At 62.7% G+C, this 15,305-nt stretch carries 15 protein-coding genes; all 15 read left to right on the top strand.

The annotated features are described in order from the left end of the window. Window positions 1-151 precede the first annotated feature (151 nt). The 15 genes from AC0R79_RS04165 (at window position 152) to ureC (ending at window position 15,304) form a co-directional block, all read left to right on the top strand. Window positions 152-2,278 carry a TonB-dependent receptor gene (locus AC0R79_RS04165; RefSeq protein WP_474733329.1) on the top strand — a complete coding sequence of 709 codons (2,127 nt, stop codon included), beginning with the start codon at window positions 152-154 and terminating at the stop codon, window positions 2,276-2,278. Window positions 2,279-2,290: 12 nt separating this feature from the next. After that, the gene (locus AC0R79_RS04160; protein ID WP_474733327.1) at window positions 2,291-3,079 is read left to right on the top strand and encodes an ABC transporter ATP-binding protein; all 789 of its coding nucleotides are present in this window, start codon (window positions 2,291-2,293) and stop codon (window positions 3,077-3,079) included. Continuing rightward, window positions 3,076-4,023: an ABC transporter substrate-binding protein gene (locus AC0R79_RS04155; protein WP_474733325.1), complete on the top strand. Its 948-nt coding sequence runs from the start codon at window positions 3,076-3,078 to the stop codon at window positions 4,021-4,023. Before AC0R79_RS04160 ends, AC0R79_RS04155 begins: the two co-directional genes overlap by 4 nt. Beyond that, the gene (locus tag AC0R79_RS04150) at window positions 4,020-5,030 is read left to right on the top strand and encodes a FecCD family ABC transporter permease (protein WP_085609224.1); all 1,011 of its coding nucleotides are present in this window, start codon (window positions 4,020-4,022) and stop codon (window positions 5,028-5,030) included. The genes AC0R79_RS04155 and AC0R79_RS04150 overlap by 4 nt, the downstream gene beginning before the upstream one ends. A 205-nt stretch (window positions 5,031-5,235) precedes the next feature. Continuing rightward, on the top strand, window positions 5,236-6,501 hold the full coding sequence (gene urtA / locus AC0R79_RS04145) for an urea ABC transporter substrate-binding protein (protein WP_007950596.1): 1,266 nt from the start codon (window positions 5,236-5,238) through the stop codon (window positions 6,499-6,501). Between the two features lie 144 nt (window positions 6,502-6,645). Continuing rightward, window positions 6,646-8,148 (top strand): urea ABC transporter permease subunit UrtB, encoded by a 1,503-nt coding sequence (urtB, locus tag AC0R79_RS04140; protein ID WP_375745183.1) that lies wholly within the window; start codon window positions 6,646-6,648, stop codon window positions 8,146-8,148. Next, complete coding sequence (urtC, locus tag AC0R79_RS04135) at window positions 8,148-9,227, top strand: urea ABC transporter permease subunit UrtC (protein WP_474733322.1); 1,080 nt, start codon at window positions 8,148-8,150, stop codon at window positions 9,225-9,227. Before urtB ends, urtC begins: the two co-directional genes overlap by 1 nt. Further along, window positions 9,224-10,093 (top strand): urea ABC transporter ATP-binding protein UrtD, encoded by an 870-nt coding sequence (urtD, locus tag AC0R79_RS04130; RefSeq protein WP_007950599.1) that lies wholly within the window; start codon window positions 9,224-9,226, stop codon window positions 10,091-10,093. Before urtC ends, urtD begins: the two co-directional genes overlap by 4 nt. Window positions 10,094-10,152: 59 nt before the next feature. Beyond that, window positions 10,153-10,851, top strand: coding sequence for an urea ABC transporter ATP-binding subunit UrtE (urtE, locus tag AC0R79_RS04125; protein WP_007950600.1), 699 nt, complete (start codon window positions 10,153-10,155; stop codon window positions 10,849-10,851). Between the two features lie 43 nt (window positions 10,852-10,894). Beyond that, a complete protein-coding gene (locus AC0R79_RS04120) occupies window positions 10,895-11,734 on the top strand; it encodes an urease accessory protein UreD (protein WP_474733320.1) in 840 nt (279 codons plus the stop codon). 33 nt (window positions 11,735-11,767) lie between these two features. Further along, entirely contained in the window at window positions 11,768-12,070 is a 303-nt protein-coding gene (gene ureA, locus AC0R79_RS04115) for an urease subunit gamma (protein ID WP_039766748.1), read from the top strand. A 9-nt stretch (window positions 12,071-12,079) separates the two neighbouring features. Further along, on the top strand, window positions 12,080-12,613 hold the full coding sequence (locus tag AC0R79_RS04110) for a GNAT family N-acetyltransferase (protein WP_007950603.1): 534 nt from the start codon (window positions 12,080-12,082) through the stop codon (window positions 12,611-12,613). Between the two features lie 5 nt (window positions 12,614-12,618). After that, on the top strand, window positions 12,619-13,152 hold the full coding sequence (locus AC0R79_RS04105; protein ID WP_262159149.1) for a GNAT family N-acetyltransferase: 534 nt from the start codon (window positions 12,619-12,621) through the stop codon (window positions 13,150-13,152). Further along, window positions 13,152-13,460 (top strand): urease subunit beta, encoded by a 309-nt coding sequence (locus tag AC0R79_RS04100; protein WP_127796780.1) that lies wholly within the window; start codon window positions 13,152-13,154, stop codon window positions 13,458-13,460. The genes AC0R79_RS04105 and AC0R79_RS04100 overlap by 1 nt, the downstream gene beginning before the upstream one ends. Window positions 13,461-13,603: 143 nt before the next feature. Beyond that, window positions 13,604-15,304 carry an urease subunit alpha gene (ureC, locus tag AC0R79_RS04095; protein WP_474733317.1) on the top strand — a complete coding sequence of 567 codons (1,701 nt, stop codon included), beginning with the start codon at window positions 13,604-13,606 and terminating at the stop codon, window positions 15,302-15,304. The last annotated feature ends 1 nt before the right edge of the window (window position 15,305 follow it).

Raw genomic sequence — 15,305 nt, 5'->3', positions numbered from 1 at the left:
TGCGCGATCCAGACAGATCTTTAAACTGCCGGGGCTTAAACTCCGGCAATTTTTAGTGTTACTGTATAACGCAAATTTGCTGCTCTGCCCGCAGCCATGCACTGTCATGAGCCTGCGGGCTTTTCTTTTGAAGAAGTGATTCACCGCCCCGATGAACAAGTACCTCTTGTCCAGCCTCTGTCTGTTCGCCCTGAACCACAGCGCCCACGCCGACAACGCCCCGCTGACGCTGCCCACCGGCACCATCACCGCACCGGCCAATGATGACCAGACCGTCAGCCTGACCACGCCGACCAGCGCTGGCTCGCGCCTGAACCTCACGGCCATGGAAACCCCGGCCAGCGTCGAAAGCCTCAGCGGCGAACAAGTCCGCGCCCGTGGCGACCGCAGCGTGCAGGACGCGGTTTCGCGCAGCACCGGCATCAGTCGCACCGGCACACCGGGCGACGGCGGCACTTCGTTGCAGGCCCGGGGTTTTACCGGGCAGAGTTCGGTGATGCAGTTGTATGACGGCAACCGGATGTACACCGGCATGGGCACCGTGACGTTCCCGGTCGACACCTGGTCGGTGGAGCGCGTCGATGTCCTGCGCGGCCCGGCCTCGGTGCTGTATGGCGAAGGCGCGACCGGCGCGGTGGTCAACGTGATCCCGAAAAAGCCGTTCGACGGCGAAATAGAAAACCACGTGCGCGTCGGCTACGGCTCGTTCGACCGCCAGCAGCAGGCGTTCGACAGCGGCGGTTCGCTGACCGACACCCTGAGCTACCGCCTCAACCTCAATCGCCTGCGCAGCAATGGCTGGGTCGATCGCGGTGATTCATCCAGCGACTTCATCAGCGCCGCCCTGCGCTGGCAGGCCACTGACGACCTGACCTTCACCCTCGCCCACGATTACGGCGACCAACGCCCGCAGAACTACTTCGGCACGCCACTGATCAACGGCCAGTTGAAAGACAGCCTGCGTAACAAGAACTACAACGTGCACGACGACAAGCAGCACTACAACGATCAATGGACGCGCCTGACCACCGACTGGCAGATCAACGATGCGGTCAGCGCCAGCAACGAGCTGTACTACCTGAAAGCCCAGCGCCGCTGGCAGAACGCCGAGAACTACAACTTCGACGCTGACAGTCAGCAACTCAGCCGCAGCGGCTACTTCGGCATCGGCCACAAACAGGAGCAGGTCGGCGACCGCCAGACCTTCACCTTCAAGCATTCGCTGTTCGGCCTCGACAGCCAGACCGTGACTGGCGTCGACTACAACCGTATTCGCTTTCAGCTCGACAGCAACTCGCCGTTCAACGACGTATTGCCGAACGGTCAGCCGCTGGATCGGTATCACCCGCAACCCGGTTATTTCGAGAGCGCCGATCCGTATCGCGATCAGTTCGACAGCACCACCAAACAGATGTCGGTGTTCGCCGAAAACCGCACGCAACTGAGCGAGCGCTGGTCGCTGGTGACCGGTGTGCGCCGCGACTACGTGCATGTGGATCGCAACAACCTGGTCGACGGCAGCCAGAGCGACAAGACCCTGATCGGCAACAACTGGAAGGCTGGCCTGGTGTTCGCGCTGACGCAGGACACCTCGTTCTACGGCCAGGTCGCCACCAGCACCGATGGCATCGGCGGCCTGATTTCCCTGAGCCCGAGTCAGCAGCAATACGACTTGTCCACCGCGCGGCAAACCGAAATCGGCCTGAAGCAGCTGTTCTGGGATCAGCGTGGCGAATTCACGCTGGCGGCGTATCGCATCGTGAAGAAGAAGCTGCTGACCGACGACCCAGGCAACCCGACGCTCAAGCAGCAGGTCGGTCAGCAATCGTCGAACGGCCTGGAAGCCAGCCTCGATCTGCAATTGCCACACGCCTGGCAACTGCAAGCCAACGCTGCAATCTTGAAGGCCAAGTACGACGATTTTGAAGAAGTGGTCGGCGGCGTGCCGGTGTCGCGCAATGGCAATCGTCCGGTGGACGTACCACGCCGCACCGCCAATCTTTGGTTGAGCAAGGCGCTCACGGATGACCTGAAGGCTGGCGCTGGTGTGCGTTACGTCGATGCGCGCTACGCCGACATGGCCAACCGTAGCGAGCTGCCGAGCTACACCGTGGTCGATGCGACGCTGTCGTGGAAAGCCCTGCGCGACACCACGCTGGGATTGCAGGTGAACAATCTGTTTGACCGGACGTACGCGCAAAGCCAATACAATGAGGGCCAGCAGTGGATTCTGGGTGAGCCTCGTTCGTTCTTTGTCACGGCTGACTACACCTTCTAGAACAGGAACGAAATGACCTCACTGTCCCTCACCGATCTCGCCTGGACACCTTTGGGCCACGGCCACTGCCATCACCAGTTCCAGCTGCGTGACGCCTCGTTGCAAGTGGCCGCCGGTGAGTTCGTCGGGCTGATCGGGCCCAATGGCAGCGGCAAGACCAGCCTGTTGCGCTGTGCCTACCGTTTCAGCCAGCCGGAACACGGTGAGGTCAGACTCGACCACCACAACGTGTGGAAACAATCCTCACGCTGGTGTGCGCAACGCATCGCCGTGGTGCTGCAGGAATTCCCCGACGCCTTCGGCCTGACCGTCGAAGAAGTGGTCGCCATGGGCCGCACGCCGCACAAGGGCCTGTTCGACGGCGACACGCTTGAAGACCGTCACCTCGCCACCCAGGCCCTCAAATCCGTGGGCCTCGACGGCTTCGAAGACCACGCGTTCGCCACCCTGTCCGGTGGAGAAAAACAGCGGGTGATCCTCGCCCGAGCCCTGACCCAACAACCGCAACTGCTGATCCTCGACGAGCCGACCAACCACCTCGACCCGCGCTATCAGCTGGAACTGCTGCAACTGGTCAAGCGTTTGCAGATCGGCACGCTGGCAAGCATTCACGACCTGAACCTCGCCGCCGCGTTCTGCGACCGTTTGTATGTGATCAATCACGGTCGCATCGTCGCCAGCGGCACGCCGCAACAAGTCCTGACCGTCGAACTGCTGCGTGACGTGTTCGGCGTCGAAGCGTTGATCGATTCCCACCCTCTCCACGGCTACCCGCGAATCACCTGGATAACCCGACCATGACTGTGCGCTCCCTGCTTTGCCTCGCCCTGTTGCTGGGCACCACCCACGCCTTCGCCGAGGCCACCCAGTATCCGCTGACGATCCAGAGCTGCAACCGTGAAGTGACCTTCAAGGAAGCGCCGAAACACGCGGTCAGTCACGACATCAACATGACCCAGATGATGCTCGCCCTCGGCCTCAAGTCGAAGATGGCCGGCTACAGCGGCGTCAGTGGCTGGAAATCGGTAACGCCTGAAATGCAGAGCCTGCTCGACGGTCTGCCGGAGCTGGCAGCCAAGTACCCATCGGTGGAAACCCTGCTCAACGCCAACGTCGATTTCTTCTTCGCCGGCTGGGACTACGGCATGCGTGTTGGTGGCGATCTCACGCCGCAGACCCTGCAACCGCTGGGCATCAATGTGTATGAACTGACCGAATCCTGCGCCTTCGTGATGAAGCGCCCGGCCGCCACGCTAGACGACACTTATAACGACCTGCGCAACCTCGGAAAGATTTTCGACGTGCAGGATCGCGCCAACGCGCTGATCTCTGAAATGCAGAATCAAGTCGCCGAAGTCCGCAAAGACCTGCCCGCCGAAAAACCGCGGGTGTTCCTGTACGACAGCGGCGAAGACCGCGCCATGACCTCCGGCCGCCTCGGCATGCCGCAAGCGCTGATCGACGCCGCCGGCGGGCGCAACGTTCTCGATGACGTCGAAGCGAGCTGGACCCGGGTCAACTGGGAGACCGTGGTCGAGCGCAATCCGCAGGTGATCGTGATCGTCGACTACAGCGAAATCACCGCCGAGCAGAAGATTGAATTCCTGCTGAAGAACAAGGCGCTGCAATCGGTGGACGCGATCAAGAACCAGCGCTTCATCGTCATCCCTTACGTGCAGGCCACGCCGGGGATCGACAACGTGCTGGCGGTTGAAACCCTGGCCAAAGGGTTTCACGGCGAATGATCAATCGTCGCTACGGCTGGCTGCTGATTGCCCTCGGCGCGGTGCTGCTGGTGTCGTGCGTGGTGTCGCTGGGCTTTGGCCCGGCGCGGGTGCCGGTGGACGTGGTGTGGCGGATTCTGCTGCACAAGTTGTTCGGCCTCGGCGTACCGGACTGGAGCGCCGGCCAGGAACACATCGTCTGGCTGATCCGCGTACCGCGCATGCTGCTCGGTGCATTGGTCGGCGCCGGGCTGGCGTTGATCGGCGCGGTGCTGCAAGCGGTGACGCGTAATCCGCTGGCCGATCCGCACCTGCTCGGCGTCACTTCCGGCGCAACCCTCGGCGCAGTGATCGTGGTACTGCACGTCGGTGAAATCGTCGGCCTGCTGACCTTGCCGATTGCCGCGTTCATCGGCGCGTTGTTGAGCATGTTTCTGGTGCTGGGCATCGCCAACCGTCAGGGTCGGCTGGACAGTGATCGTCTGCTGCTGTGCGGCGTGGCGGTGTCGTTCGTGATGATGGCGATCGCCAATCTGCTGTTGTTCATGGGCGATCACCGCGCCAGTTCGGCGGTGATGTTCTGGATGCTTGGCGGCCTCGGCCTGGCGCGCTGGGAGTTGTTGGCCGTGCCGGCGCTCAGCGTGTTGCTCGGACTGATTCTGCTGATCGGCATGGCCCGTCCGCTGAACGCCTTGATGGCCGGTGAACAGACCGCCGTCACCCTCGGACTGAACGCCCGGGCGGTGCGTCTGCGGGTGTTCGTGATTGCTTCGCTGATGACCGGGGTGCTGGTGTCGATCAGCGGCTCCATCGGTTTTGTCGGGCTGATGGTGCCGCACATTGCCCGGCGTCTGATCGGTGCGGAGCACCGTCGTCTGCTGCCGGTGTGCGTGTTGCTCGGCAGCGTTTTCCTCGTCTGGGTGGATGTCGCGGCGCGTACGCTGATCGCCCCCGAAGACCTGCCCATCGGCGTTGCAACCGCTGCCCTCGGCGGCCTGTTCTTCATCGGCCTGATGCGCCGCCGCTGAATCCTCTGGGTGCGCCCCAATCTGGCGCACCCCGCTGCACCTTTGCATGCAACACGTCCCCTCATGGTGCGCCGACTCTGTGCGCAACCGCTCTAAACCGACATTTCCCTGCCCAAACCCGACCGGGCACAGCCCTTGCAAAACAGCCTTCAGTCGTTCGCATCTGCCAACCATAAAAAACTTTAACGTTCATGGAGATCGCACAATGAAGCGTCGCAGTTTGATCAAGGCTTTCACACTCACGGCATCCATTGCCGCGATGGGCATGACCTGGACCGTACAGGCCGCCGAGACCATCAAGGTCGGGATTCTGCATTCGTTGTCCGGCACCATGGCGATCTCCGAAACGTCGCTCAAGGACATGGCGTTGATGACCATCGACGAGATCAACGCCAAGGGCGGAGTGAACGGCAAGATGCTCGAACCGGTGGTGGTCGACCCGGCGTCGAACTGGCCGCTGTTCGCGGAAAAGGGCCGGCAGTTGCTGACCCAAGACAAGGTCGCGGTGGTGTTCGGCTGCTGGACCTCGGTGTCGCGCAAATCGGTGCTGCCGGTGTTCGAAGAACTCAACGGCCTGCTGTTCTACCCGGTGCAATACGAAGGTGAAGAGATGTCGCCGAACGTGTTCTACACCGGCGCCGCGCCGAACCAGCAAGCGATCCCGGCGGTTGAATACCTGATGAGCGAAGAAGGCGGCAGCGCCAAGCGCTACTTCCTGCTCGGCACCGACTATGTGTACCCGCGCACCACCAACAAGATCCTGCGTTCGTTCCTGCATTCCAAAGGCGTAGCGGATAAAGACATCGAAGAGGTCTACACCCCGTTCGGCCACAGCGACTATCAAACCATCGTAGCCAACATCAAAAAATTCTCGGCCGGCGGCAAGACCGCTGTGATTTCGACCGTGAATGGCGACTCCAACGTGCCGTTCTACAAAGAGCTGGCCAACCAGGGCCTGAAGGCGACCGACGTACCGGTGGTGGCGTTCTCGGTGGGCGAAGAAGAACTGCGCGGCATCGACACCAAACCGCTGGTGGGCAACCTCGCGGCGTGGAACTACTTCGAGTCGGTGGATAACCCGGCGAACAAGAAATTCGTCGCCGACTGGAAAGCCTACGCGAAGAAGCACAACCTGCCGGGCGCCGACAAAGCGGTGACCAACGACCCGATGGAAGCCACTTACGTCGGCATCCACATGTGGGCGCAGGCGGCGGAGAAAGCCAAATCGACCGACGTCGACAAGGTCCGCGAAGCCCTCGGCGGCCAGACCTTCGCCGCGCCGTCCGGCTACACCCTGACCATGGACAAGACCAATCACCACCTGCACAAACCGGTGATGATCGGCGAGATCCAGAGCGACGGTCAGTTCAACGTGGTGTGGCAGACCGAGGGGCCGATTCGGGCGCAGCCTTGGAGCCCGTTCATTCCGGGTAACGACAAGAAGCCGGAGTATGCGGTGAAGAGCAACTGAGTTAACCCGCTCAACCTGATCGTTCCCACGCTTTGCGTGGGAATGCCTCAATGGACGCTCTGCGTCCGCTTTTGGGACGCGGAGCGTCCCGGGCTGCATTCCCACGCGGAGCGTGGGAACGATCACTACGCAAGGCCATTTCATATGCCCACTGCCCTTTATCGTTTGCTCCTGGCCGTCGCACTTTTGCTACCGATGGCCGCCCATGCCGGGGAAGCGGAAGACTTCGTCGCCGCCAACCCGACCCAACAGGCCAAACTGCTGGAAGCCTGGGCCGCGCAGCCCGATCCGGCCCGTGTCGAACTGATCAACGCCCTGCAACAAGGTGAACTGACCGTTGACGGCCAACCCAAGACCCTGCGCCTGAACAATCGCCTGCGGGGTCTGATCGACACCGCGCTGGCCAGCCACCAATTGCTCGCCGCCGACGCCAAAACCCGTCTGACCGCCGCGCAGCAATTGCAGAAAAGCGCCAAACCGGCGCAGCTGAAATTCCTCGACCAGCAACTGGCTGGCGAACAAGACGAAAGCGTCCACGCCGCCCTGAGCCTGGCGCTGGCCAATCTGCAACTGGTCGACACCGACCCGGCGGTGCGCCTCGCGGCCGTGCGTCTGCTTGGTGAAACCGGCGACCCGCTGGCCCGCACTCGCCTCGAAGGTTTGCTCGAACCCGGCGTCGAAACCGATGCCAATGTGCGCACCGCCGCCGAAACCAGCCTCGCCCAGGTCAAGCGCAAACTGCTGGTCGGCGAACTGCTCGGACAGGCCTTCAGCGGCATGTCCCTCGGTTCGATTCTGTTGCTCGCCGCACTGGGTCTGGCGATCACCTTCGGCCTGCTCGGTGTGATCAACATGGCCCACGGCGAGATGCTGATGCTCGGTGCCTACTCGACCTACGTCGTGCAGTTGATGTTCCAGCGCTACGCGCCGAATGCCATCGAGTTCTATCCGCTGATCGCGCTGCCGGTGGCGTTCTTCGTCACCGCCGCCATCGGCATGGCCCTGGAGCGCACGGTGATTCGTCACCTCTACGGTCGCCCGCTGGAAACCCTGCTCGCCACCTGGGGCATCAGCCTGATGCTGATTCAGCTGGTGCGTCTGGTGTTCGGTGCGCAGAACGTTGAAGTGGCCAACCCGGCGTGGCTGTCCGGCGGGATTCAGGTGTTGCCGAATCTGGTGCTGCCGTACAACCGCATCGTGATCATCGCCTTCGCGTTGTTCGTAGTGGTGCTGACCTGGCTGCTGCTGAACAAGACCCGCCTCGGCCTGAACGTGCGCGCCGTCACCCAGAACCGCAACATGGCGGCCTGCTGCGGCGTGCCCACCGGGCGCGTCGACATGCTCGCCTTCGGCCTCGGCTCGGGCATCGCCGGGCTCGGTGGCGTGGCCCTGAGCCAGATCGGCAACGTCGGCCCTGACCTCGGCCAGAGCTACATCATCGACTCGTTCCTGGTGGTGGTGCTCGGCGGCGTCGGCCAACTGGCCGGCAGCGTGTTCGCCGCGTTCGGCCTGGGCATCGCCAACAAGATTCTCGAACCGCAGATCGGTGCGGTGCTCGGCAAGATCCTGATCCTCGCGCTGATCATTCTGTTCATCCAGAAACGTCCGCAAGGCCTCTTCGCACTGAAAGGACGGGTGATCGACTGATGAACCAGCCTCTACTAGTCACGGCCACACAAAAGGCCGGCCCGAAAGTCACTCTCGCTGTCGGCGCGGTGGTTCTCGCGTTGCTGGTCGCCCTGCCGCTGCTGTCACTGTTGCCAGCGGACAGTGCGCTGCACGTTTCCGCTTACACCCTGACGCTGGTCGGCAAGATTCTCTGCTACGCCATCGTCGCGCTGGCGCTGGATCTGGTCTGGGGTTACGCAGGTCTTTTGTCGCTGGGTCACGGTCTGTTCTTCGCCCTCGGCGGTTATGCGATGGGCATGTACCTGATGCGTCAGGCCGCCGGTGATGGCTTGCCGGCGTTCATGACCTTCCTGTCGTGGACCGAGTTGCCGTGGTACTGGAGCGGCACCGGCAACTTCCTCTGGGCGATGTGCCTGGTGGTATTGGCGCCGGGGTTGCTGGCGCTGGTGTTCGGTTTCTTCGCCTTCCGTTCGCGGATCAAGGGCGTGTATTTCTCGATCATGACCCAGGCCCTGACCTTCGCCGGGATGCTGCTGTTTTTCCGCAACGAGACCGGCTTCGGCGGCAACAACGGCTTCACCAATTTCCGCACGATCCTCGGTTTCGGCATCACCGAACCGGGCACTCGTGCGGTGCTGTTTCTGGCGACGGTGCTGTTGCTGGTGGCGAGCCTGTTCATCGGCTGGCGCCTGGCCCGCAGCAAGTTCGGCCGGGTGCTGACTGCCCTGCGTGATGCGGAAAATCGCCTGATGTTCTGCGGCTACGACCCGCGCGGTTTCAAGCTGTTCGTCTGGGTCTTGAGCGCGGTGTTGTGTGGTCTGGCGGGTGCGTTGTACGTGCCGCAGGTGGGGATCATCAACCCGAGCGAAATGTCGCCGACCAACTCGATCGAAGCCGCTGTGTGGGTGGCTCTTGGCGGGCGCGGCACCCTGATCGGCCCGCTGCTCGGCGCCGGTGTGGTCAACGGCATGAAGAGCTGGTTCACCGTGGCCTTCCCCGAATACTGGCTGTTCTTCCTCGGCGCGCTGTTCATCGTCGTGACGTTGTACCTGCCCAAAGGCGTGATCGGTCTGCTGAAGAAACGAGGTGAATCATGAGAGTCACGGCGAGCGCAGAATTCATGCTGGAACCGGCCTTTTTCCCGGTGGAGCCCAACAAGGACGAAGGCACCAGCCGCGACTCGATCGGCCTCGGGCAACGTGTCGGTCCGGGCCTCGACACCCGTCACGGCACGATCCTGACCCTGGAAGACATCAGCGTCAGCTTCGACGGCTTCCGGGCGCTGAACAATTTGAACCTGTACATCGGCGTCGGCGAACTGCGCTGCATCATCGGCCCCAACGGCGCGGGCAAGACCACGCTGATGGACGTGATCACCGGCAAGACCCGGCCGAGCCACGGCAAGGCCTGGTTCGGTGAAACCCTCGACCTGACGCAGATGAGCGAGGTGCAGATCGCCCAGGCCGGCATCGGTCGCAAGTTCCAGAAACCGACGGTGTTCGAAGCGTTGAGCGTGTTCGAGAACCTGGAACTGGCGCAGAAGACCGACAAGTCGGTATGGGCCAGCCTGCGGGCGAAGTTGAGCGGCGAGCAGAAAGACCGGATCAGCGAAGTGCTCGACACGATTCGCCTGACCACTTCGGTCAACCGTCCGGCGGGGCTACTGTCCCACGGACAGAAACAGTTTCTGGAAATCGGCATGTTGCTGATGCAGGACCCGCAATTGCTGCTGCTCGATGAACCGGTGGCGGGCATGACCGACGCCGAAACCGAGTTCACCGCCGAGCTGTTCAAGTCGCTGGCAGGCAAGCATTCGCTGATGGTGGTGGAACACGACATGGGCTTCGTCGGCTCGATTGCCGACCACGTCACCGTGCTGCACCAGGGCAGCGTGCTGGCCGAAGGATCACTGGAACAGGTGCAGGACAACGAGCGCGTGATCGAGGTTTACCTCGGCCGCTGAAGAGGAACCCGATCGTTCCCACGCTCCGCGTGGGAACGATCACCGGGGAGAGTTTGAACATGCTGCAAGTCGACAAGCTGCACCAGTACTACGGCGGAAGCCACATCCTGCGTGGCCTGAGCTTTGACGTGAAGGTCGGCGAAGTGACCTGCCTGCTCGGCCGTAACGGCGTGGGCAAGACCACGTTGCTCAAGTGCCTGATGGGCCTGTTGCCGGCCAAGGAAGGCGCGGTGAACTGGGAAGGCAAACCGATCACCACGTTCAAGCCACATCAACGGGTGCACGCCGGGATCGCCTACGTGCCGCAGGGCCGGGAGATTTTCGGCCGGCTGACCGTGGAAGAGAATCTGCTGATGGGTCTGTCGCGATTCCCCGGCAGCGAAGCCAAGGAAGTTCCCGCGTTCATCTACGAGCTGTTCCCGGTGCTGCTGCAAATGAAACAGCGACGCGGCGGCGATCTGTCCGGCGGTCAGCAACAGCAGCTCGCGATTGGCCGTGCACTGGCCAGCCGTCCGCGCCTGCTGATTCTCGACGAACCCACCGAAGGCATCCAGCCGTCGGTGATCAAGGAAATCGGCGCGGTGATCAAGAAGCTCGCCGCCCGGGGCGACATGGCGATTCTGCTGGTGGAGCAGTTCTACGATTTCGCCGCCGAACTGGCCGATCAGTACCTGGTGATGTCCCGGGGCGAGATCGTGCAGCAGGGCCGTGGCGAAAATATGGAAGCCGAAGGTGTACGCGGGCTGGTGACTATTTGAGGTTACGGTCTAATCTGTAGCGTCCTAACGATAATTAGAAAACATGAACTTACCTGTTGCGACTGCCCTGTTTACCCCGAGCTGGCACGCCGAGCTGGAGCTGGCCTACGCCCGCTTCGGCGATTGCACGCGGCCGACCCGACGCCGGCACCTCGGCCCGTTGCGGGTGCAAAAGCATCTGTACGCCGAAGGGCCCGAGGTCTGCCAGCACATCATCGTCCACCCGCCGGGCGGGATTGCCGGCGGTGACCGGCTGGACATCAGCGCCCGCGTCGAACAAGGCGCCTGGGCACAAATCACCAGCCCCGGCGCGGCCAAGTGGTATCGCGCGGCAGGGCCCGCTTATCAGTCGCTGAACCTGCATGTCGCTGATGGCGCGACACTGGAATGGCTACCGCAGGAAACCATCGTTTACAGCGCCGCCCAGGCAGAACTCACGACTTCGATTGAGCTTGAAGGCGATGCGCGGCTGTTCTACTGGGACGTGGTGGCCCTCGGGCGTCCGGCCAGTGGCGAGCGTTTTGATCTTGGGCATTTCCAGGCGCATCTGGATATTCGCCGTGATGGGCGGTTGTTGTGGCATGAGCGTCAGCGCATCGTCGGCGATGACGGCTTGCTTGATTCGCCGATCGGGCTGGATGGTAATCCGGTGTTTGCGACCTTGCTGGTGACCGGTGAGATTGATGCTGAATTGCTGGAGCGCTGCCGCTCGCTGGGCCACGAGGTGCGCGGGGATCTGACGCAGTTGCCCGGTCTGTTGGTCGCCCGTTGCCTGGCCAGTGAAGCGTTGCTGGCGCGGGCCTGGCTGATCGATCTCTGGCGATTGCTCAGACCTGCGCTGCTCGGCCGCGAAGCCCTGCCTCCCCGAATCTGGAATACCTGATTTTCTTCAACTGCCGACAATGGATTTCAAACGATGGACCTGACCCCACGCGAAAAAGACAAGCTGCTGATCTTCACCGCCGGCCTGGTTGCCGAGCGGCGACTGGCCCGTGGCGTGAAGCTCAACTACCCGGAAGCCATGGCATACATCTCGGCGGCGCTGCTCGAAGGCGCCCGTGACGGCCAGACCGTGGCCGAGCTGATGCACTACGGCACCACCCTGCTGACCCGCGATCAGGTGATGGAAGGCATCCCGGAAATGATCCCGGAGATCCAGGTCGAAGCGACGTTTCCCGACGGCACCAAACTGGTCACCGTCCACCAACCGATCGTCTGAGGCCGCGCCATGACTTACACCATCCGCGATGCACTGCACGCCGACCTGCCGGCGATCCGCGACATCTACAACGACGCCGTGCTCAACACCACGGCGATCTGGAATGAATCCGCCGTCGACCTCGGCAACCGTCAGGCGTGGTTCAGCGCGCGTCAGGCCCAGGGTTATCCGATCCTGGTGATCGTCGACGCCGACAACACCACCCTCGGCTACGCTTCTTTCGGTGACTGGCGACCGTTCGACGGTTTCCGCCACACCGTCGAGCACTCGGTCTACGTGCGCAGCGACCAGCGCGGCAACGGCCTCGGCCCGCAACTGATGACTGCGCTGATCGAACGCGCGAAAACCTGCGACAAGCACGTCATGGTCGCCGCCATCGAGAGCGGCAACGCCGCGTCGATTCGCCTGCACGAACGCGCCGGTTTCATCACCACCGGGCAGATGCCGCAAGTCGGCACCAAGTTCGGCCGCTGGCTCGATCTGACCTTCATGCAACTGACCCTCAATCCTGGCGCGGAGCCGCCGCCCGCCCACAAGGAGTGACACCGATGAACCCCGCCCAACTGCGACGCGTCAATGCTGAAAGTTTTGCGCACTATCGTCAGGGCCTGATCGACCTGCTGCTCGACGCCGTGGGTTATGGCGCCAGCGTCGGCTTCATGGCCGACCTCGATGCCACGCAGGCCCGCGCTTATTTCGACGATGTGCAGGACAACCTGAACAAGGGCAACGTTTTGCTGTGGGTGGTGGTCAAGGACGAACAGGTGCAGGCCAGCGTCCAGTTGAGCCTGTGCCAGAAGGCCAACGGCCTGAACCGCGCCGAGGTGCAGAAACTGCTGGTGCGCGAACACGCCCGGCGGCGCGGCCTCGGCCAGCAATTGATGGAAGCGCTTGAGCTGGCGGCCCGCCAATACAAGCGCGGCATGCTTTACCTCGACACCGAGGCCGGCTCCCCGGCTGAAGATTTCTACAAGGCCCTGGGTTATACCCGCGCCGGGGAAATCCCCGACTACGCCTGCGACCCGAACGGCACCTATCGCCCGACGGCCCTCTATTACAAAGTCCTGCAAGGAGCGAACTGATGATTCCCGGCGAATACCGGATCCAGCCCGGCGACATCGAACTCAACGTCGGTCGCCGCACCGTCAGCCTGAAAGTGGCGAACAGCGGCGACCGGCCGATCCAGGTCGGTTCGCACTACCATTTTTTCGAAACCAACGACGCCCTGACCTTCGACCGCGCCGCCAGCCGTGGCATGCGCCTGAACATTCCGGCGGGCACGGCGGTGCGCTTCGAGCCGGGACAAAGCCGTGAGGTGGAACTGGTGGATTACGCCGGACACCGGCGGGTGTTCGGGTTTGCCGGGCGGGTCATGGGTGACCTCGACTGACTGATCGTTCCCACGTCGAGGCGTCGAACCGTCTGCGTGGGAATGCATCCCGTGACGCTCCGCGTCACATAACGGCGGACGCAGAGCGTCCATGGCGGCATTCCCACGCAGAGCGTGGGAACGATCAATACCAAGGCGAACGAATGAAGATTTCCAGACAAGCCTACGCCGACATGTTCGGCCCCACCGTCGGCGACAAGGTGCGCCTGGCCGACACCGAGCTGTGGATCGAGGTCGAACAGGACTTCACCACCTACGGCGAAGAAGTGAAATTCGGCGGCGGCAAAGTGATCCGCGACGGCCAGGGTCAGAGCCAGTTGCTGGCCGCTGAAGTGGTCGACACCGTCATCACCAACGCGCTGATCATCGACCACTGGGGCATCGTCAAGGCTGACGTCGGCCTCAAGGACGGACGCATCGCTGCCATCGGCAAGGCCGGCAACCCGGACGTGCAGCCCGGCGTGACCATCGCCATCGGCGCCAGCAGCGAAGTGATCGCCGGCGAAGGCATGATCCTTACCGCCGGCGGCATCGACACCCACATCCACTTCATCTGCCCGCAACAGATCGAAGAAGCACTGATGAGCGGCGTCACCACCATGATCGGCGGCGGCACCGGGCCGGCCACCGGCACCAACGCCACCACCTGCACTTCGGGGCCGTGGCACCTGGCGCGGATGCTCCAGGCGGCGGACGCATTCCCGATGAACATCGGCCTCACCGGCAAGGGCAACGCCAGCCTGCCGGAGCCGTTGATCGAACAGGTCAAGGCCGGCGCCATTGGCCTCAAGCTGCATGAAGACTGGGGCACCACCCCGGCGAGCATCGACAACTGCCTGAGCGTCGCCGACCAGTACGACGTGCAAGTGGCGATCCACACCGACACCCTCAACGAGTCCGGTTTCGTCGAAACCACCCTCGGCGCGTTCAAGGGCCGGACCATCCACACCTATCACACCGAAGGTGCCGGTGGCGGCCATGCACCGGACATCATCAAGGCCTGCGGTTTCGCCAACGTGCTGCCGAGTTCGACCAACCCGACCCGGCCGTTTACCCGCAACACCATCGACGAACACCTCGACATGCTGATGGTCTGCCACCACCTCGACCCGAGCATTGCCGAAGACGTGGCGTTCGCCGAAAGCCGCATCCGCCGCGAAACGATTGCCGCCGAAGACATCCTCCACGACCTCGGTGCGTTCTCGATGATCAGCTCCGACAGCCAGGCCATGGGCCGCGTCGGCGAAGTCATCACACGCACCTGGCAGACCGCCGACAAGATGAAAAAGCAGCGCGGCCCGCTCGCGCAGGACGGCGAAGGCAACGACAACTTCCGCGCCAAACGCTACATCGCCAAGTACACGATCAACCCGGCGATCACCCATGGCATCAGCCATGAAGTGGGTTCGGTGGAAGTCGGCAAGTGGGCGGATCTGGTGCTGTGGCGCCCGGCGTTCTTCGGCGTGAAACCGACGCTGATCCTCAAGGGCGGTGCCATCGCCGCCAGCCTGATGGGCGACGCCAACGCCTCGATCCCGACCCCGCAACCGGTGCACTACCGCCCGATGTTCGCCAGCTACGGCGGCTCGCTGCACGCCACCAGCCTGACCTTCATCAGTCAGGCAGCGCAGGAGTCCGGACTGCCCGAAGCGTTGGGTCTGAAGAAGAAAATCGCGGTGGTCAAAGGCTGCCGCGACGTGCAGAAAACCGACCTGATCCACAACGACTACCTGCCGAACATCGACGTCGACCCGCAGACCTATCAGGTCAAGGCCGACGGCGTGTTGCTCTGGTGTGAACCGGCCGAAACCCTGCCGATGGCGCAGCGTTACTTTCTGTTCTGAG

It is taken from the genome of Pseudomonas sp. HD57-3 (genome assembly GCF_056113135.1).
Note: the sequence above shows the minus strand (reverse complement) of the source record. Positions and strands in the feature narration are given on the sequence as shown.